This window comes from Candidatus Latescibacterota bacterium (genome assembly GCA_019038625.1).
Taxonomy (GTDB): Bacteria; Krumholzibacteriota; Krumholzibacteriia; order Krumholzibacteriales; family Krumholzibacteriaceae; genus JAGLYV01.
This window is the reverse complement of record JAHOYU010000221.1, coordinates 1-21,101: the sequence shown is the minus strand read 5'-3', so window position 1 is coordinate 21,101 and position 21,101 is coordinate 1. Positions and strand designations below refer to the sequence as shown.

At 53.6% G+C, this 21,101-nt stretch carries 12 protein-coding genes; 6 read left to right on the top strand and 6 right to left on the bottom strand.

Translation table 11 applies throughout. The features are described from left to right. Positions 1-969: 969 nt before the first annotated feature. Complete coding sequence (locus KOO63_14600) at positions 970-2,361, top strand: T9SS type A sorting domain-containing protein (protein ID MBU8923045.1); 1,392 nt, start codon at positions 970-972, stop codon at positions 2,359-2,361. A gap of 111 nt (positions 2,362-2,472) precedes the next feature. Beyond that, entirely contained in the window at positions 2,473-4,764 is a 2,292-nt protein-coding gene (locus tag KOO63_14595) for a S9 family peptidase (GenBank protein MBU8923044.1), read from the top strand. A 4-nt stretch (positions 4,765-4,768) separates the two neighbouring features. On the opposite strand, the gene KOO63_14590 is transcribed toward KOO63_14595, so the two are convergent. After that, positions 4,769-5,680: a hypothetical protein gene (locus KOO63_14590; protein ID MBU8923043.1), complete on the bottom strand. Its 912-nt coding sequence runs from the start codon at positions 5,678-5,680 to the stop codon at positions 4,769-4,771. A 439-nt stretch (positions 5,681-6,119) separates the two neighbouring features. Between KOO63_14590 and KOO63_14585 the strand changes: the two genes are divergently transcribed. Beyond that, positions 6,120-6,479, top strand: coding sequence for a hypothetical protein (locus tag KOO63_14585; protein ID MBU8923042.1), 360 nt, complete (start codon positions 6,120-6,122; stop codon positions 6,477-6,479). After that, positions 6,476-11,401 (top strand): right-handed parallel beta-helix repeat-containing protein, encoded by a 4,926-nt coding sequence (locus KOO63_14580; protein ID MBU8923041.1) that lies wholly within the window; start codon positions 6,476-6,478, stop codon positions 11,399-11,401. Before KOO63_14585 ends, KOO63_14580 begins: the two co-directional genes overlap by 4 nt. A 25-nt stretch (positions 11,402-11,426) precedes the next feature. On the opposite strand, the gene KOO63_14575 is transcribed toward KOO63_14580, so the two are convergent. Both KOO63_14575 and KOO63_14570 read right to left on the bottom strand, forming a co-directional pair. Then, entirely contained in the window at positions 11,427-11,759 is a 333-nt protein-coding gene (locus KOO63_14575; protein ID MBU8923040.1) for a transcriptional regulator, read from the bottom strand. Next, a complete protein-coding gene (locus KOO63_14570; protein MBU8923039.1) occupies positions 11,743-12,381 on the bottom strand; it encodes a hypothetical protein in 639 nt (212 codons plus the stop codon). The genes KOO63_14575 and KOO63_14570 overlap by 17 nt, the downstream gene beginning before the upstream one ends. A gap of 199 nt (positions 12,382-12,580) precedes the next feature. On the opposite strand from KOO63_14570, the gene KOO63_14565 reads away from it, so the two are divergent. Both KOO63_14565 and KOO63_14560 read left to right on the top strand, forming a co-directional pair. Beyond that, positions 12,581-12,910 (top strand): helix-turn-helix transcriptional regulator, encoded by a 330-nt coding sequence (locus KOO63_14565; protein MBU8923038.1) that lies wholly within the window; start codon positions 12,581-12,583, stop codon positions 12,908-12,910. Between the two features lie 23 nt (positions 12,911-12,933). Next, positions 12,934-15,558: an ABC transporter permease gene (locus KOO63_14560; protein ID MBU8923037.1), complete on the top strand. Its 2,625-nt coding sequence runs from the start codon at positions 12,934-12,936 to the stop codon at positions 15,556-15,558. Between the two features lie 44 nt (positions 15,559-15,602). Here the strand turns inward: KOO63_14560 and KOO63_14555 are convergent, their stop codons facing one another. From KOO63_14555 to KOO63_14545, 3 genes are all read right to left on the bottom strand, one after another. Continuing rightward, positions 15,603-18,257 carry an ABC transporter permease gene (locus KOO63_14555; GenBank protein ID MBU8923036.1) on the bottom strand — a complete coding sequence of 885 codons (2,655 nt, stop codon included), beginning with the start codon at positions 18,255-18,257 and terminating at the stop codon, positions 15,603-15,605. A 12-nt stretch (positions 18,258-18,269) separates the two neighbouring features. Continuing rightward, positions 18,270-20,846 (bottom strand): ABC transporter permease, encoded by a 2,577-nt coding sequence (locus tag KOO63_14550; GenBank protein MBU8923035.1) that lies wholly within the window; start codon positions 20,844-20,846, stop codon positions 18,270-18,272. Positions 20,847-20,861: 15 nt separating this feature from the next. Beyond that, positions 20,862-21,101: PadR family transcriptional regulator (locus KOO63_14545; GenBank protein MBU8923034.1), on the bottom strand; the 240-nt coding region annotated here is incomplete at its 5' end.

The window sequence follows — 21,101 nt, the reverse complement described above, 5'->3', positions numbered from 1 at the left end:
CCCATTGACTGCATTATACCATGGAGTTTTTGGAGCCATACAGACGTCGGCCAGCGGCCAAAAAGATGAATCGGTGAGAGAAATCACGAAAAACAAAAAAACACGGGAATGCGCCCACTAGAATGGCCTGACACATCGAAATATCGGGCCACCTCGGACAACGCCCGAAACGTTCCCGAAAATCTGTCAACAATTATTTTAGATCAATCATAGAAAAATGAACATTATCTAAGAAATACAAGGAGGATGATTAAGGAATAGTTGAATGTTCAGGAGATGACCTGAATGATGGTGCCACGCCAATGCGGATGATATATATGGGCCGTACTACGGCTCCAGCTTCGAAAGGATTCGTGAGTGCCCTCCGATAGCTTCCGGTTTGTGATAATTCTCGATGGGGATGACGACCCATTTGATAATTTTTCATGCCTGACGAATGGCCGATTTTCAAGGGGCGAGTTAAGTCAGAAACGTCATGCATTCTGCCGAATAATATCAATAATCAGTCATAACCCGCCGGGTGAAATAGCCGATTTTCAGCCGGCCCATGATCACAACAACCCGGTATTACAAAAATAATCATACCCTCCTCGAAACTCCAATACACAACGGGAAACTATGACTAACGGCGAGGTCATCAGGCCTTGCGCGGCCAGTTTCCGTGGAATGTTCCTTGCAGCATCAATCAACGAACGACAAGTATGACCCATATCTAAAGCTTCGTTACGATTTTCCAAAAAATGAAATATCTCTGCGGGCAGCTGCGTGATTGCGGGAAGGCATGAACGTATCTGGCGCAGCCTGATGAATCCGCCCGTCCGGGCACGCACCGAACTCTCTGGGGGGCTATGGTGCTGAAGGCGCGCGGCGGAGATAACGGCGCTCTGAACCTGCGGTGCCTGCGTATCTCCGACGATGGGGGCCCGGGCGGCAAAATGACGAATGAGCAAAGTAACGAGGGGTAGAAAATTGAAAAGAACGAACAGCATTTTTATCGGAATAATTTTCGTCGGTCTTGTGACCGCGATTTCGGCGCCAGCCGAAGCGGGCGAGAGGACATCGCCGCTTATCATCGACCACACCTGCACCGATATCTCGAAGATCCCGCTCGAGGTGATCGACGCGGTACAGGATAATTGCAGATTCCATTATGCCCGCCAGTCTCATGGCAGGCAGCTCCACACGGGACTTGCCAGGCTCGAGGAATCCGACTTTACGTACAGTGTCGCTTGGCCGTACAGCGGTGGGTATCTAGTCGAAGAGGCAGGAGCATGGTGCATGTATACTACACCGGCCGATCCGACCGACTACTGGAGCGGAGCGGGGCTCGACCGTACGCGCGCCACGCTCGATGGTACTCCTGCGCTCAACATCTCGGGGTTTTGCTGGTGCACCCACCTCGATACGGGATCGGAATCAATGGTGAACGACTATCTTGCCACGATGAACATGCTCGAGCAGGAGTATCCGAATGTGACATTCGTCTATTTTACCGGTACGGCAGAGCACGCCGAATACTACGGATACAACAGGCACAACAGGAACGAGCAGATCCGACAGTTCTGCATCGAGAACAACAAGGTCCTCTACGATTACGCAGATATCGACTGCTGGTGGAAAGACCCTGCCACGGGCGAGTGGGAGTTTTCGACTTACGAATATAACGGGCAGACTGTTCCTGTCGAGCATCCGCAACTCGCCGGAGCTGACGAAAACCACACATCATTTGAAAATTGCGACTTAAAGGGGAACGCTGCCTGGTGGCTGATGGCGAAGATAAACGGGTGGGAAGGGACGCTCGACATCGCCGTCACTTCGGTCACGTGTACGTACAAGGACGGCGTTGTTCTTCTGGACTGGGATATCAGCGCCGACGAAACGGTGATCGGATACAATATCTATCGATCGGATGATGGAGGGGAACATTTTTTCAGGCTCAACAGTATCCTGATCCCGGCGACGGAGAGGACCAGCTATCCGGATCTCACTACCGAACCGGACAGGGTCTATTATTATCGTGTCGGCGCGGTCGGCACCGACAGGGAATTTACTTCGCTTGAGATCAGGGTCACGACCGTAGATAAATCCGTTCTCCAGATAAGGAACTACCCCAACCCATGTAACCCGTCTACGACGATCGAGTATTCGGTCGCGGTGCCGGGCAGCACGCTTCTTGCCATCTATGATACCGCGGGCAGAAGAGTGGCGACCCTCGTCGATGGCCAGGTCGACAGGGGAGAGCATCGTGTCGTCTGGGATGGGACCAACGAGCGTGGATCAAATGTATGCTCAGGGATCTATTATTACAGGCTCACATCAGGCAAGCAGTCGATGACGAAGAAGTTGCTTGTGATGCGTTGATGTGAGGTGCAACAGAGGCCGATGAGGCCCCGCGCGTAGTCGGACTTGAAATATATTGCATCGATGGGCTAGAATGCCGAAAAGACTAACTCATCGAAAGTGAGAACGACTATGCGTTGTACCTGCTTTATCTATCCGGTTTTGACCCTGCTATGTCTGTCCTTTTTTCTGGCTCCTGCCACATCGGCAGCCGAGTCAGTTGCAGCATCGGCAGGTGAGCCTGTTCAACTTACCATTGAACGTATCTTCGACGACCCGAGCCTCAGCGGGCCCGGTCTGCGTTCGTTGAAGATCTCCCCGGACGGCCTGCGTGTGACCTTTCTCCAGGGCAAGGAGACAGCTCACGACCAACTCGATCTATGGGAGTACAACATCGCTGACGGAGTGTCGCGGTTGCTGGTCGATTCGCAGGTGCTTCTTCCAGGAGAGGAGATCCTCTCTGAAGAGGAAAAGGCTCGCCGCGAGCGGCAACGTATCTCGTCGTACAAGGGTATAGTCGAGTACCGGTGGTCCGATGACGGTACCGCGCTTCTGTTCCCGCTGGCCGGCGACATCTATGTATATGATCTGACATCACCTGCCGGTGAAGCGACTACCCGATTGACCGAGACCGATGAGTTCGAGACAGACGCGCGGTTTTCACCGCTGGGTAATTTTGTCTCCTTCATCCGTGAAAAAAATCTCTTTGTGATAGATCGTGGCAACGGCCGTGAACGCCAGCTGACCGATGATGGTGGAGGTGTGATCTCCAATGGCATGGCCGAGTTCGTGGCCCAGGAGGAGATGCGTCGTTACACCGGCTACTGGTGGTCAGGTGACGAGAAATATATCGCTTTTGAGCAGTTTGACGAGTCACCGGTACCGATGGCGAAGCGCTATGAGATAAATGCCGAAAGTTTTTCGGTGAGTGAGCAGCGGTATCCTGCTGCCGGTGACCCGAACGTTCTGGTATCGCTTGGTGTAGTGACCGTCGCTGGCGGACGCACAGGCGACATAACCTGGATCGATCTGGGAGAAGAGACGGACATCTATCTGGCACGTGTCGACTGGTTCGATGTCGGACATCTAATCGTCCAGCGCCAGCCGCGGGATCAGCAGAGTCTCGACCTGCTGATGGCGGATGTCAAGACCGGCAAGACAAACATGTTCATGCAGGAAGTCAGCGATACCTGGGTGGAGCTTCACAACGACCTGTCTGTACTCGAAGACCGCGAGGCCTTTGTCTGGAAAAGCGTCCGTGATGGATATCCCCATCTATATCTCTGTACGCCAGAGGGTAAGATCAAGGCCCGGCTTACAAAAGGTGACTGGTGTGTGGAGAGTGTACTCGGAGTCGACGAGGATGCAGGCCTTGTATATTTCATCGGTACAGAAAAAACCGTTCTGGAACGACATTTATACACCGTCAGGCTCGACGGCTCAAATGCCGAAAAACCACAGCGGCTCACATCTCGTGATGGGGTTCACAGAATCGAGATGGCAGACGATTGCAGCAGCTACATCGATAATTTCAGCAACACTGATACTCCGTCCCAAGTCAGCCTGCACCGGGCAGACGGCACACGCATCACCTGGCTGGAGGAAAATCCTCTAGTGGAGGGACATCCCTATTTCCCTTATTCCGACCGGCATAGTAGCGTTGAGTATGGCACACTGAAAGCCGATGACGGCCAGGACCTTCAATACAGCATTATCAAACCGATACCTTTCGACGCGGATCGCAAGTATCCGGTGTTCATCGACTGCTACGGTGGCCCACGCGGTCAGCAGGTGTACAATAAGTGGAGCGGGATCTGGAGTCTGTACTCCGAGTACCTCGCTCAGCACGGATATGTCGTGTTCACCCTGGACAACAGGGGCACGGGACATCGTGGGACCAGGTTTGACGATCCGATCTATGGGCAACTGGGAAAGATCGAAGTAGACGATCAGGTAGTCGGTGCCGAATTTCTGGCCACGCTACCATATGTCGACGCGGAGCGTATCGGGATCTTCGGCTGGAGCTACGGTGGGTACATGGCCCTGATGACGATGATGAAAGCTCCCGACCTGTTTTATGCGGGTGTCGCGGTCGCCCCGGTCACAGACTACCTGTTATACGACACGCATTACACCGAACGGTACCTGGGTCATCCTGACCAGAACGGTGCCGGGTACGAAGCGACCTCGGTCTTTCCGTATATCGAAAACCTTCGTGGCCCGTTGCTGGTGGTACATGGAATGGCCGACGACAACGTCCTGTTCACCAACAGCACCCGTCTGTTCAAGGAACTTCAGGACCGGATGATCCCGTTCGAGATGATGACCTACCCGGGCAAGAAACACAGCCTGACCGGCAAGGCGACACGGACCCATCTGTTCGAGACGATCACGAGCTTCATGGATCGACATCTGAAGAGGTAGTTCTTCAGTTCTTCGCCCAGATGCACATCCAGATAGAGATGACGTTGCCGATTGCCGCGTTGAAGATCTCCCTGGTAATGTCGTCGAACTTGGCCATCACCGGCTCGGACGGGTCGGCGATGGGGAAGAGACGCTGGTTGCGTTTCTTCGACTTGATGCAGAGGTCTATCATGTAGTCCAAGAGCTTTCTGGGTTCCAGATAGAATGTGTCGATCTCCTTCGCGTGTTTCTTGAGGTTGTATGCGACGCTGTCACTGTATTCGCTGTCCACGCCCATCTCTTTGCCCTTTTCAGCGATGATCAGGTTCTCTTCGATCCCGACAGGAAGGACTGCATCTTCCCATGTCTGCTCGAGCTTGCCGTGCCATTTATCCGGGTAGTAGAGACCCTCGCTGGGCTTCTTCGAGCCGGGATTGTCGTCGCGGATGTCGCAGTGCATCGGGACATGGGCATCGACCACGTAATGCGAGAGAAGGAAGAACTGGTACATGATATGTTCCATGTTGAAGCTGTCGTTGAACTGCCTGAGCTTCAGCATGTCGTTGATCATTCTCGCGAGGTGGTCGACCTTGTAGGGTAGGCCGCCACCGCCGGAGGCCCGGTGGTAGTTCTTGCTGTGGTAGACGTGGATCTCCTTTGAGAAATCCGCGAAATCCGTGAACTCGTCCTCCGTGTAAAGCTTGAATACGTGGAAGGTCGATTTGTCGCAGAGGATGTCGTCGGGCGCCCAGCTCGCCTCTGTGATAGAGCCGATGTGTGAGTATAGTATCCTCTGAAGATCCTTCGCTTCCCTGCGCCACGCCGTTTTTTTCGAAGAGGCCGCGGCCTGACCGCTCGGGTATTTTAAATTATTAAGTGAGTCGTAGAGAAGTTCGATAGCCTTCCTGGCTATATAAATATGGGTCTGATGTTTCATGAGAGTGCCCTTCCCTTTAGATTCTGTCTAAAGAAGTAAATCAATTCCCGGCATCGAGATTTAGATTTTATATTTTTCCCCTGAGAACATCTAGTATTAGAATCAGGGGCAGGCTACCATAATCACACTCCGCAGTCAATAGAAAAATGACATAACTGCAAGTGTAAACATATGGTTACGCTGGTCGACGTCTATTAAGTTCTTTGTACCTAGGCATGTAAATATGTATCAGCCCTGGTGTGTCGCTGATTGATTACGGGGGGGCTGACCCTGCTACGGGTACTCTTTGTCCAGGCCCGGACAGGTTCGTCGGCGAGGCGAAGGAGTTGCCCATGCGGGCAGAGCTCTTTAAATCTGTTCCTGGCCGCAAGTTGTAAACCGACTTGAATGTCGAGTTTTGTTCTGATATAATCTTCTCACCTTCTCAAGGGAGATAATAATGAAAACGATATGCTGTGTGCTGGTCATTACTATCATGACCATTGCCAGCAGCTGTTCATCTGCCTTCAGTCAGGCCATCGAGTCCATTACACCCAATTACAACGGGTCGATAGAAGATAGATCGAGTCCCATCAATTCATGTCTCTTTACCGATGAATATTGTATTGCGGACGCCAACGTATCCGGGCGCCTTGTCGCTACTTTGATCGACGAAGAGCTCGAAGCAAGGTTCGGCGGATATTCAGTGATCTGGGATGGAAAGAACGACAAAGACAAACCGGTGGCGAGCGGAGTCTGCTTCTATCGCCTGTCAGCGGGAGATTTTGAGCGGACGAGGAAGATGGTGCTTTTACGGTGAAGTATCTTTCGTTCATCCTGATATTCCTTTTAATGTTGTCCATGGGGCTTCATCCCGTCAGTGCTGAAGTATACCTGAACAGGCAATGGGACGAAGATCTCGAGGATTGGGTGACTGCGGCCCTTTCCCTCTATGGAAGGGGGGTATCGATCGACAGGGATTACCAGAACGCCTACGGCCTGTTCATGGACCTCGATCCCGGCCCGCCGTTTATAATCGAGCGGGATATCGCAGTGACGAACATCCTCGGTGAAGATGACAGGGTCATCGACTTTGGATCCTTCTATGTCCGTACGGACGGCGCGGGATCTGTCCCTTTCGAGCTGATCTTCATGCCGCCCACATCGGAACCACTCATGCTGCGGTCCTATGGACATATACATGTCACCGGCACTTCAAGTGACCGGGTGATCTTCAAAGGCGCCTACGGCATCAAGACCGGTGACTGGACCAGCTCCGCCAGTCCCGGCCGGGATACGTATATGGTCGAGTTCTCATGGTGCAATTTCGACAGTGTGGGACATTTCGGGACCTGCGAAGCCTACCTGCTCGATTTCGGAGGTGGAGATGTCACTCTCGATAACTGTCAGTTTTCCGAATCCGGATTCGAAGCGTTATCACGGGTAATCAACTACATAGATCCCTACTATACTTCACGCGACCCTTTCTGGAATTTCTCGATGACGGAATGTTCTTTTAACGATATGAGCACATTGGGGCGCTACACGGTCTATCTACACTCTGTCAATCAGGTCAAGGTAGTGGGGAATGAATTCCATGACGTCGAGTTCTTTCCGTACCCGCCCCAGTCCGCCCTGGTCGAAGCGAACGGATGCGTTCTTCGTGACCTGAGGGGAAATACGGGGAGCGGCAATACGATCGATGTCATCAGGATGGATGGCGAGGTGCGGGACGTCGACTGCCAGCTGCAGTCCTCCGCCGAGATCCCTTTCCTCGTGGGGCGGATAGATGTAATGGCTGACCGGACTCTTTCGATCGGCGAGGGCTCGGTCCTCAAGATGACCGATGTCTCATCTCATCCGAACTTCAACGTCTACGGCCGGATGACAGCGGAGGGAGCGGTCCTCACCTCCTTCGAGGATGATCAGTTCGGAGGCGACACGGACCTTGAGCCCGAACCTTCCTCCATCCAGACATGGGGGTATAACAGCGGAATAGATGTCCATACCGATGGTTCATTATCGTTATCCGGCTGCACGGTGAGATATTCGCAGGGAGGCATCGACTCGCAGGGCGACGCGCTGATCGACGGCTGCACATTTCAATTCAATGAGGGGAGCGGCATCAGCTGCATCGGTACGGGCTATAATATCTTTGAGATAACCAATTCAACATTTATGGATAATGCCGGTTCGGGTGTGGCCTTCACAAACGAGTTCGGACTGGTCCAGCAGCTGATAGTCGAGAACATCACAGTGGTTGACAACCGACGGGGGATCTCCCTGAACTGCGGATATACGTCGCCGGCCGAGATCTCGATATCCCGCAGTATATTTTCCGGGAATGAGAATGCAGGGATACTGGCAGACATCGGGACGGGGATCACCGGCCTGACGATAGAGAGATGTATCATATCGGGTAACGGGGAATCCGGCATCCAGGCCGAGGATGACGGAGGCGATGACGTGCCTGTCCGTGTGGAAAGTTGTGTCATAGCGGGAAACGGGTATTATCAGCTCTCTTCATCACTGCGGGGGCATGGTGCTGAGATCCATTCCAGCGATCTCGAGTTTATCAACAACACGGCAGCTTATAATTACAAGATCGGCCTGTGGCACGATCTGGACGATGGGGCTCAAAGCCGGATAGCCAGCAATATTTTTTACGGCAACATAGGAAACGGATACTCGAAGGACGATAACGAGATCCCCTGGGTGGGGTATAACGTCTTCCACGACAATGACGGTCTCTACGAGCTGTGGTTCCGGACGGGGACGGGGTCTTTCCGGACAGTTGAGGAACTGCAGTCCCTCGGAGGGATATACGCTACGAACGAGGATATCGATCCCCTTTTCGTGGCCGAAGTGACGGGAATAGCGGATAGCGTCGGCTATGTTGAAAAGGAGAACCTCTCGGTCATCGTCCATTCCGGTCTCGACCCGCCCGGATCGAAGATCGATCAGCTCATCATAAGGCCCGACCGGAGCGAGGAGAGGTGGTTCTTCATCGAAAGATCAGTGGAGGACACGATCTTCATCAGCGGCGATATCACCGCCCTGGCAGCGGTGGGGGATACTTTCAGGATCTTCGATCATCATCTCGATTGGGCCTCGACTCTGGTGGACGCGGGGGATACTCCATCTACAAATGCCGAAATGGATATCGACGGGGATCTCAGGATCATCGACGGAGACGGTATCGCGCTTGCCGACGTGGATATCGGGGCGGACGAGTTTAATCCAGACACTTTCACCGTCATCGTCCTTTCTCCAGAAGAGGACGATCTCTGGATTGCGGGAGAGAAGTACAATATCGAATGGTCCGCTGTCGGGATCGATTCGATCTCGATCTCTTACGCGACGCATTATGATCCCCAGGACATCGAGTATCACGAGGTGGCGGCGAGCGTCCCTGCCAGCGATGGATCGTACAAGTGGACGGTGCCCGATGTTGTATCGGCAAAATGCCGAATACTGATCGAAGACATCACAAATCAGAACCAGAGAGCGGAAAGCGGTCTTTTCAAAATAAAGGGGGACGAGCTAACCCGGCTCGACCCCGATCTCGAGTATTATCCCTTTCTTCCTGGCCGCGATGACTGGGATTTCCGGAATGTCGAGGATGACATGTGGCCGGAGAGCTGGTGGAACCGGTTCGACTACGTAAATGGCATCGATCCCAACACGGGCAGGGAATATCCGTTCTATTTCACCGTGCCGGGATTCATCGAAGCCGAGCCGGATGATTTTCCCGACTGGCTCCTCTTCGCCAGCGTATTCGGCGCAGGCGCGTGCTACATAAACACTCCTTTTGGAATCGAATACCGTCCCTCGGCCGTGCAGAAGTGGGCGTCGATCAAGGAAGAATGGGCCGGCAGCTGTCTGGGATTCTCGCTGTCGAGCCTGATGGCCTTCGACGACAAGATCACCTTTTTAGCTTCTTACCCCGGCGTCGATGCCTACGACGTCCTCCATGCGCTTTCTCTGGATGACGATCTCAGGCAGACAGTCAACGGGATCGCTCTTTATCAGCTTGGCGCGAATTTTAATGCGAGGATCGATTCGAATTTTGCCAAGAGCCCCGATCAGGCCATTGCAGAGATCAGATCGATGTTTCTCGAAGATACGAGAGACGACAGGTGGCTCTACCTCGGGTACAACTCGGGAAGCGGCGCCCACGCCGTCGTTCCGTGGAAGGTCGTAAGAAGCGAAGACTTTCCTCAATACGACTCGATCTACGTCTACGACAGCAATTTCCCCGACGATCATTCCGCCAGGATAGTGGTGGGTGTGGAGAGCGGCTGCTGGAACTACGATAATCTTCCAGGCTGGGGTGGAGATTCTCTGCTGCATCTCATGGACAGGGCGAGTAACTACTTCGAGCCGCCTGCGGATTTTTCGAGCTCCTCAGCCGGCCGTGACATGCTACGAACTTTTGCATGGGGCAAATCGACCGGCTCCTTCGCAGGGCCGGCCGCAGGGCCGGGATATGTCAGCCTGTACAACACGGAGGGGACTTCGATAGATATAGAGGGCGAGATGGGAGGATCGATCGGTTTCTCAGGTGGCAGCATCTACAATTCGATCCCGGACGCTCGCCCGGTGGTACCTCTTACCGGTTCTTTTCACCCTCCGATGGAATACATTCTCCCCGAGGGTCCGTACGATGTGACGATGACGGATTTCCCCGGTCCGGACGTGTCGATGTCGTACTTTACTGAATCGCTGATCTTCTCTTACGCGAGAAACGATGCCGTTTTGACTCAGACCGACCGAGTGAACTGCGGAGAGGTGTTTACTCTGGTCAATCCCGATGCGGCCATGAAGACAGTCAGCGGCGAGCTTTGCGAAGAGATCTTCGGCGGAGAAAGAGTATTCAGCCTGATGCAGTGTGTCCTCGTCCAGGGCGATTCGGTGACGATAGAACCGCCGGAGAGCGGAAGCCTGAGATTCGTCAATCATGGACCGCAGAAGTCGTACAAGCTCAGGCTGAGGATCGCTGCGGCAAGTGCGGGAGGTATTTTCGAGCACTCGGCGATCGATCTTCCGGCGAACACATCTCATACAATCGTGCCGTCCTGGGACGATATCGGGACGCTGCCCGTCAAGATTCTGATCGATACCGGCAACGACGGCTCCATCGAGGATTCGATCTTTGTCGATAACCAGTATGTGGCCACCCTGCTCCAGTCGTTCGCGGCGAGTCATCTCGGAGAATTCATAGAGATCAGGTGGTCTTTGAGCGAGCTGGATGACGGCGTAAAATTCAGCGTCGAGAGGGCGGCGAGCGGCGAAGAACTGTTCACGCCGATGCCCGGCCTGATCGTCGAGGCCCATGGGCTGGACTTCAGGGTAGTCGATGCCGGCATAGAGAATGATCAGGCCTACCGTTACCGCGTTCTCTACGAACTCGACTCTCAGAGCAGAATCCTCTTCGAGACAGGTGAGATCAGCACACCTCAGTTACCGCTCACCCTGTTCCAGAACTACCCCAATCCTTTCAATCCAGTAACCACCATCAGGTATTTCCTGCCTGCGAAATCGCCGGTCACAGTCGATGTCTTTGACGTGTCGGGAAGAAGGGTCGATCGCCTCGTCGACCTGACGCAGAGCCGCGGCTACCATGTCGCCATATGGGACGGCCGCAACCACAAGGGGCAACGGGTCGGAGCGGGCGTCTACTTCTACCGCCTCAAGGCGGGCAAGCATGTCCTGACGAGAAAGATGGTGCTTCTCCGATAACGGTAAGATGACCGCCAGACTCCCGCTACTCCGGGATATCTTCGAGCAGCTTCTTTAAGTTTTCCCGGTAGATGTTGAACGCCTTGTGCCCTTTATCGCTCATCGAGATGGTTGTATGCGAGATCTTGCCGATGAATTCCTTTTTGATCAGCACATACTCCGCTTTTTCCAGTCTGGTCAGGTGTGATGAGAGGTTTCCCCTGGTCAGTCCCGTGAGGTTCTGAAGAAAGAGGAAGTCGACCCAGCCAACAAGATAGAGGTTTGACATTATCTTGAACCTTGCCGGTGCATGAATCAGCGAGTCAATCAGCGGTTGCCCGGGCTTTGAGGCTTCGCTGTCATTATTCTTTTTCATCATCCACATCCTTTATGACCGGATACTTGATCAGGAATCTGACAAAGAATGCGCAGCCGATCAGAAAGCACACCGCTCCGAAAACTATGATGTGCAGGCCAAGAGCTTCTCTTACAAGGTCCATGCCGTCTGTCGTAGGGTAGGTCCGCAGCGAACCATGTATGAACAGTCCCAGCGTCAGGGCCGCGTAGAAATAGACTCTTTTGATTCCGGTGTAAAGCGCGCCCGCTATTATCGCCGCGGTGAACAGCAGTCCAGCCAGGATCAGGACGTTATCCTCTATGAGGGAGGGGAAGCTCATACCCGTGGCTTTCATCACCCCAAGGGCTGTCAGCAGAATGAGGATCGACACAATGAAATACCCGAATCGCGAGTTGATGTCCCGGGTCGCGGGGGCCGAGTCGGATGTATAATAGCCGGTACGCGGAAATACAAATCGCTTCTTCAACAAGATCGGCAGGGCTCCAGCCAGGGCGCAGAATGTTACAAATATCGGGGAATCAAAGTAGACCAGTGCACCCAGAGAGAGGAACGACAGCCCGATGGTCAATTCTCCGATCCCGTCCATCGTCCAGAACTTATATAATTTATGACGTGTCGCCGCGAGATTTTTTTCGGTGTCCATAACTAGCTCCTTACAGCTTCAGACCGGTTTGCAATACCAACTGGTTTGAACATATCTTAAAACGGTCGGGTTGTCAAGGCCCCTGTTTGAAAATTATCCTGTAACTTTATTACTAATTATTCGTAATAATGTATGTGACCATCGGGATTATCAAATCTGTGCCGATGTTAACTGTCAAAAATGGATTGGAGTCACCAGGATGATACTGACACGAAACGACGAGATACTTCTTCTGGCGGTGCTGCGGCTGAAGGATAACGCATACGGGGTGACGATAATCGCGGAGGTCGAACAGCGTGCCGGCAAAAAGCTGAAATTTGGCGGGCTTTGGGTCTCAATGGACAACCTTGCGAAAAAGAATCTTGTCGAAAAGAGGATGGCCGACCCCGAACCGCACAGGGGCGGCAAGAGCAAATGCTATTATCGTCTCACGAAGCAGGGGATTTTGGCGTTGAAGGAGACAGCCGAGCTGCAGGAGAACCTCTGGAAGGGGATCCCCGGGATCATCGAAGGGACTGAGGGCGCGTGACCGGAAATCGGCAAGAAAATGACATGGGACAAAATCCTCCCCGTCTGGCGAAAAAGCTACTCGGACTGTTCGCCTCATCGACCGAGAAGCAGACAATATCGGGAGACCTAGAGGAATATTATCATGAGATCCGCAGGGAGCACGGGGCTGGCAGAGCTTCAAGAGCTTACTGGTCCCAGGCTCTGAGCGCTTCCCTGTACCTTGCATTCAATTCTTTCATCTGGAGTATAACTATGCTGAGAAGCTATCTGATCCTTGCTTTGAGAAAGCTTAAAAAGGACAAGGTCTATTCCATAATAAATATATCGGGTCTGGCTATCGGGCTCGCCTGTTCATTCCTGATCGCGATGTGGGTGATCGACGAGACGAGTTACGACAGGTATCAACCAGATGCTGACAGGATATACCGCGTCAAGATCCTTCGTGGAGAAGAGGAGAGGGTGCAAGTGGCGACTCCCGTGCTCCTCGCTGAAGCATTGGAGACGGACCTGGCCGATGTGACGGATGCTGCCCTGGTATATTCTATAAACAGAAAACTTTCCGTCCAGTGCGGGGAGAAATTTTTCCTGGAAGAGAGATCGATAATTTCGGACAACAATTTTTTCGATATTTTCGATGTGGAATTTCTGAAAGGGTCGTCCGCGTCGGCTCTCAACCGGCCACAGACCGTTGTGTTATCGGAGAGTATCGCCAGGAAATATTTCGGTAACAAGGATCCGATAGGCCGGTCTATCGGTATCTCGACTATTGGCAAGGATTACGAAGTGACCGGTGTATTCAGGGATTGTCCGGGGAAATCTCATCTTCAATACAATATGATCTTCAATTACGACTGGGGTAGTAGTGGTTGGGGGAGCAACAGCGTCATGACCTACGTAAAGCTTGTTGAAGGATCATCTCCTGTTGCCCTCAACCCTCTTATGGCGGCTTTCGTCGAAAAGAACTACGGCGATCATATCATGAAATCTTACGGGGTCGATATCTCCAGGATCATGGAAAGTCCTGAGAAAAGATTCCGTCTCGATTTTCAACCCCTCACTTCAATACACCTCGATTCAAGGGTAAACGATGACCTACCCGGCAGTGGTGACATCACATATGTATATATCTTCTCGCTTGTGGCCTTCCTGATCCTTCTTGTCGCATGCGTGAATTTTATAAATCTTTCGACTGCCAGGGCGGGAAAGCGGGCAAAGGAAGTCGGGGTGCGCAAGGTCGTCGGGGCAGGCAGGAATATGCTGGTGAGGCAGTTTCTGTTAGAGTCGATCTTGTCGAGTGGCTTATCGTTTGTCCTGTCGGCCTGCCTCATCTACTTCGTTCTTCCGGGGTTCAACGGCCTTGTCGGCAAGGCGATGTCTTCAAGTGAAGTATTTTCCCCGCTGAACCTGGCGGCATTGTTTATAGTCAGTATTGTATCAGGCCTTATCGCGGGCACCTATCCCGCGTTTTATCTCTCCTCCTTCAAGCCGGCAGAGGCCATCAAGTCGGGTATGGCCCGGGGAACATTCAGGAGCAGGACGAGGGATGGGCTGGTCATCTTCCAGTATACTGTCGCCACGGTTATCCTTCTCAGCGCGTTTGTTATTTATAGCCAGTCGAAATATCTCACCTCCGCGAGGCTCGGGTTCGATAAGGACCGGGTACTTGTGGTCCACCGGGCGCGTTTGCTGGGCGACCGACTGGATGCTTTCATCCAGGAACTCGGCAGGATCCCTGGAGTGATGGCAGTCTCAAATAGTAACACCTTGCCGGGAAGACATTTCGATGACAACAGATACACGCTTGAGGGCGCGGCCAGCGACGATGAGAATTACATATATACGGTCGATTCGGATTCCAGGTTTGCCGAAGTATTCGGAGTGAATATGTCGCGTGGAAGGTTCTTCTCTGATGATATCGAATCGGACAAGAGTTCGGCCGTGGTGATAAACGAGACTGCTGCTGAGATGCTTGGCCTCGAAGATCCTGTCGGCAAGCGTTTCCTCAAGGATTTTTATGGTCCGTACCAGGGAGAATTCGTTACGATCATCGGAGTCCTCGAGGATTTCAATTTCTATTCGCTCCATCACAAGATCGGGCCCTTGATGGTCAGGTATCTGGGTGCAAGGCCGGGCTATTTTGTAAGTTTGAGGCTGGGAGAAACGGATCCTGCCGCAGTAGTCAATAGTGTCCGTAAGGCCTGGAACAATTTTGGGGATGAAGGGATATTCGAGTATTCATTCCTCAACGACGACTTCGACGCCCTTTATAAAAATGAGATGAATACCGGGCGTATAATGCTGACCTTTTTTGTGCTGTCAATCGTGATCGCCTGCCTGGGACTCTATGGACTCGTTTCGTTCTCGGCAGAGCAGAGAACCAAAGAAATCGGGATCCGCAAAGTGCTGGGTGCTTCGACGGGAGACATCCTGGTACTTCTTTCCCGCAGGATCACCTGGCTCGTATTGGTCGCAAACATCATAGCCTGCCCTCTTGCCTGGATGATCATGGATCGCTGGCTCGAGAACTTTGCCTACCGGGCGAGTCTCTCCCTCTGGATGCCGTTGCTGTCCGTGTCGGTCGGGCTGGCGCTCGCCCTTGTGACGGTGAGTCACAGGGCCATAGCCGCGGCTATCGCGAACCCTATAAAAAACATCAGGTATGAATGAGCTCAGGATAAGTTGAATCCGGTCCGCTAGGCACGGAAAGCTCCCTACTCATACTTCAGCGCCTCCACGGGCCTAGTCACAGCTGCCTTTATCGCCTGCGACGCCACCGTTAGAAATGCCACCACAAAGGCAGCTGCCCCGGCCGCGGCGAACAGCCATATCGACAGGTCGACCCGGAAGGCGAACGACTGCAGCCAGCGGTTCATCGCCAGCCACGCGATCGGCCAGGCGATGACATTCGCCAGAAGTACCAGGCGCGTGAATTCCATCGAGAGCAGCCGCACGATGTCGCCGATCGAGGCGCCGAGTGCTTTCCTGATCCCGATCTCTTTCGTGCGTCGTTCAGCGGTAAAGGAAGCCATCCCGAAGAGTCCCAGGCAGGCGATGAAGATTGCGAGGAAGGTGAAGTAGTTGAACAGCTTCACCATGCGCTGTTCGGTCCGGTACAGGGCGTCCAGCCTTTCGTCCATAAAAGAATAGTCGAAGGTGAACTGTGGGGCGAACGCCTTCCAGCTCTTTTCCATCGAGGCGATAGTGCCTGGGATATCAGCCCCGTCCATCCTTACGCATACATAATAAAACCCCTCTGGAGCGCTTATCATGAACAGGGGATCGATGCTGCTGTGTGCCGACTTATAGTTGAAGTCGCGAACCACGCCGATGATCTTTCCGTTCTCAGCGCCCATCGCCTTGAACGGCCACCCGACGGGATCCGCAAGCCCCATTGCCCTTACAGCAGCTTCGTTTACCACGAAATGGACCTCCGGTGGAGTCTCGCCATCGGCGCCATCTGTGGCAAGAGGCTCTGCGGCGTTTCCTCCGAATGGCGTGTCCTGCGCGGCCTCATCCGGCTCGAAGAACTCACCCACCGCCATTTCCATCCCGAATGTCTCCAGGTAGTCGGGGTCGACCGACGCGGCCTGGATCTGCAGCCTCACGTCGTCCGGCTTGCCTTCCCACCAGGCGCCCGATGTGCCGCTGCCTATATTTGTCAGTATGGCTGACGCGAAGGTGACGTTTTTGACTCCTGGCAGTCCCTGAAACTCCGTTTTAAGCGTTTTGAACCTTTTCCGAATCTCCCCGCTTCTCATCGGCATCACGACGATATGCTCGCTGTCGTACCCGAGGTCCATCGACCTGATGTACCCCAGCTGCCGGTGTACGACCATTGTCCCTATGAGCAGGATGATCGTGAGGGAGAACTGCAGGACCACCAGGCCTTTGCGGAACCCCGATCCGCCGGTTCCGGCACTGCGTGCACTCTTCAGGACCTTCGCCGGGTGAAAGGATGAAAGGAACAGTGCGGGGTAGCTGCCCGAGATGATGCCGGTAAGAAGGGCCAGTAGAAATAATCCACCAGCCAGAATGCTCCAATGCCCCATGCCCGAGGAGCCGAGCGCGAGACTCTTGCCCGATAACTCGTTAAAGACTGGAAGCGCCATCTGTATGAGGATCACAGCAAGTACAGTCGCGATCATCGATGACATTATCGATTCGCCAAAGAACTGCCTGACGATGTCGGCCCTCGCTGCTCCTACGACCTTGCGCATTCCCACTTCGCGGGCGCGGATGCCAGATCTCGCCGTAGCGAGATTCATGAAGTTGATGCAGGCGATCAGTAGTATGAAAACGGCTCCCGCGCTGAAGATATACACGTAAAGGACATTGCCCGTGACCGCGTTGTCGAAATTGAAATCGGAATGGAGGTGGATTTCGGTCAGAGGCTGGAGATAGTACATGTTGTGCCCGTTGGTCTCAGCCTCGATGAGGGTCTTTATCTTTGCGTCAACCACCTCTGGTGAGGCGTTATCGCTCAGAAGCACGTATGTGTGAAATGAGATGTCACCCCAGTTATCGAGATCGCGCCCACTCTCTGCCAGCAGCTCGAACGGTCTGACGAATGAAAAGCGCAGGTGTGAGTTCTCCGGTACATCGGTGAACACTCCGGTCACTGTGAAATCTGTACTATTGTTGAAATTGATGGTCTCTCCGATAGGGTTCTCCGTTCCAAAATACTTCTCCGCGAGCGACTTGCTCAGTACGACCGAGTGAATGTCGGTGAGAACGTTAGCAGGATCACCCTTTATGAAATGGAAATCGAATATCTCAAAGATCTCGGGGTCGGCCATGATCCCGCCACTTTCGTTGAACTTCATATCACTGACTATCATCAGCTTCCCGCCATGGCTCGCCATCCTGAAGGCGTTTTCAACCTCGGGGAAACTGCTCTTCATCTTTGCGGCAAGGGGTGGGGGGGAGACCGCTTCGTGCTTGTCCGATGCGCCGAGCGGGTCGAGAAGGACCCTGTGAATGCGATCGGCCCTGCTGTGAAAACGGTCAAAGCTCAGTTCGTCGGCGACCCACATCAGCATCAGCACGCTGCAGGCTATGCCGATGGCGAGGCCTGACAGGTTGATCAATGTGTAACTCTTGTGCCGGGTCATGTTACGGACAGCCACTTTCAGGTAACTTGACAGCATTATTACACTCCATACGGTTGAATTGATGATGAACGGTCCAACAGACCTCAGGATCTGCAGCCAGTACCAGGCTTTAGCCTTTGCCGGCGAATCGGTCGTAGCTCGATATCGGAATTCCTCCTCGATGTCACCCAGCAGCGACGCTGGCTCGGTCGTAGAGGCGATATGGGCGAGGATACGCACCGCGAGAGCTGGAGGTTTAAGTCGCCTCTCCATCATCTCTGATCCTGCCTATTCATACTTCAGCGCCTCCACAGGTCTTGTCACGGCAGCCTTTATCGCCTGTGACGCCACCGTCAGAAATGCCACCGCAAATGCGGCAGCCCCGGCCGCGGCGAACACCCAGATCGACAGGTCGACCCTGTAGGCAAACGACTGCAGCCAGCGGTTCATCGCCAGCCATGCGACCGGCCACGCGATGACATTCGCCAGAAGCACCAGCTTCGAGAACTCCATCGACAGCAGCTTCACGATGTCGGTCTCCGAGGCTCCAAGGGCCTTTCTGATCCCGATCTCTTTCGTGCGCCGCTCCGCGGTGAACGATGCCATCCCGAACAGTCCGAGACATGCTATGAACATCGCCAGCCCGGTGAAGTAATTGAACAATGTCATCATCCGCTGCTCGGCGCGGTAGAGGGCATCGATGCGTTCGTCGAGGAACGAATACTCGAATGGGAAGGCCGGCGCGAGATCTTTCCAGTTACTTTCCATCGTGCTGATCGCCCCACTGATGTCGTTGCCATTTATGCGGACACAGACGTAGCGTTTCCACTGGTCGGCGATGACCATGACCATAGGTTCGATATTCGTGCGGGCCGATTCGTAGTTGAAATCCTTTACGACCCCGATTATCGTGCTTTCCTCAGAGCCGAGGATGTCGAACCCGGCGCCTATCGGATCGCTGAGTCCCATGGCCGCAACGGCTGCTTCATTCACGACGAAGTTATCGGCGTCTGTCGTGCGGTCTTTCGAGAAGAACTCCCCGGATGCCATCTCCATTTTGAATGTCTCGAGATAGCTGTAATCTACTGTATTTATATGAATCTGGACGCTGACGTCTTCGGGCTTGCCCTCCCAGGTACCGCTGGAAGCGCTGATGGAGATATTTGTGGGGATACTCGACGCTGCCGTCACGCTCAATATGGCCGGATCCTTTATGAGCTCTTCTTTCAGCGTCTCGTGTTGGGTTCTGATCTCACCTCTCATCGGCATGACGATGATGTGATCGCTGTCGTATCCGAGTTCCCTCGATCTTATGTGCCCGAGCTGCTGGTGAACGACCATCGTGCCGATGATCAGGATGATGGTCAGAGAGAACTGCAATACTACCAGGACCCTGCGGAATTTTGAACCGCTGCCCGTGGACCCCCGCGAACCTTTCAGGACCTTCACCGGTTTGAATGACGAGAGAAAGAGGGCCGGGTAGCTGCCCGATATGAGGCCGGTCACGAGCGTCAGCGCCAGCAGCCCAAATGCGAGCTGCGGGGTGGCGAGGAGGTTGAACGCCAGTTCTTTTCCGGATAATTCGTTGAAAAATGGTAGTGTCGTCTGTATCAGCGCAATGGCGACTGCCAGCGCAATCATCGAAGCGAGTATCGATTCGCCGAAGAACTGCCTGATGATGTCTGACCTCGCGGCGCCGACGACCTTGCGCATCCCCACTTCACGGGCGCGTATGCCGGACCTTGCCGTGGCGAGGTTCATGAAGTTGATGCAGGCGATAAGGAGTATGAAAATGGCACCCGCGCTGAAGATATATACATAGAGGATATTGCCTGTGACCGCGTTGTCAAAAACGAAATCGGAATGCAGGTGAGTCTCTTTGAGGGGCTGCAGGTAATAATTGACCGTGCGGTCCGGCTCCTCGCGGTTGATCAGCGCGATAAGTTTTTCGTCGACTGCCGCTGGAGAAGCATTCTCATAGAGAAGAGCGTAGGTGTGGTATGAGACAGCGCCCCAGTCTTCAAAATCGCGGCCCGCCTCTTTGAGGAGGTCGAATGGCCTGACAAATCCAAATCGCAGGTGGGAGTTGCCTGGAATGTCTGCGATGACGCCGGTCACCAGGAAGTCTGTTTTGTTATTGATCCTGACTGTCTTTCCTATAGGATTTTCCTTGCCGAAATACTTCTCCGCCAGCGATTCGGTCAGCACGATCGAGTAAAGGTCTGTCAGTGCGGTGGCCGGATCCCCCTTGATGAACGGAAAATCGAATATCTCAAAGAATGACGGGTCGGCAAGGATCCCGGAGCTCTCATAGAACTTACTCTCGCCGGCCGACATCAGCAAAGTGCTGCTGTTTCTCATCCTGACAGCATTTTCGACCTCGGGGAATTCATCCTGCATCTTCCCCGCGAGGATCGGGGCAGAGACCGCCAGGGGTTTTCCGGAAGCCTGGTAGGGTTCAACAAGGAGCCTGTAAATGCGATCTGACTTGCTGTGAAAGCGGTCGAAGCTCAGTTCGTCGGCCACCCACATCAGCATCAGCACGCTGCAGGCTATGCCGATGGCCAGCCCGGCAAGGTTGATGATTGTGTAGGTCTTGTGACGGGTCATATTGCGAATGGCTACCTTGATGTAATTCGAGATCATTATCATGCTCCAGACGGTTGAATTGACGGTGAATGGCGGGATCGACCTCATGATCTGCTGCCAGTACCAGGCTTTTGCTGCTTTAATCGAATCCATTTCGGCGCGGCGGCAGAACTCTTCCTCGAGGTCACCGAGCAGGGCAGCAGGCTCGGTCGTCGAGGCGACGTGGGCGAGGATCCGCTCTGCGAGTCGGGGAGGGTTGTGTCGTTTATCGTTCATCGTGGCGTAAGTTCCTTACTTGAGAAGTTCCGTGGCGTCGGTCCAGACCGAATTACTCAGCTCGTGGGCCGCCTTAAGTGCTGCCATGCCCTTTTTTGTGACATTGTAGAATATCTTTCTACGGCCGCCTCGCTCGGGGCTGGGGTCACCGGATCGCTTGTTGACCAGGTTTTTGCGATAGAGCTGGTCGAGGTAGCTGTACAGCGTGCCGTACGATACGGAGCGTCCCGACATCTCTGAGATCTCGTCTTTGAT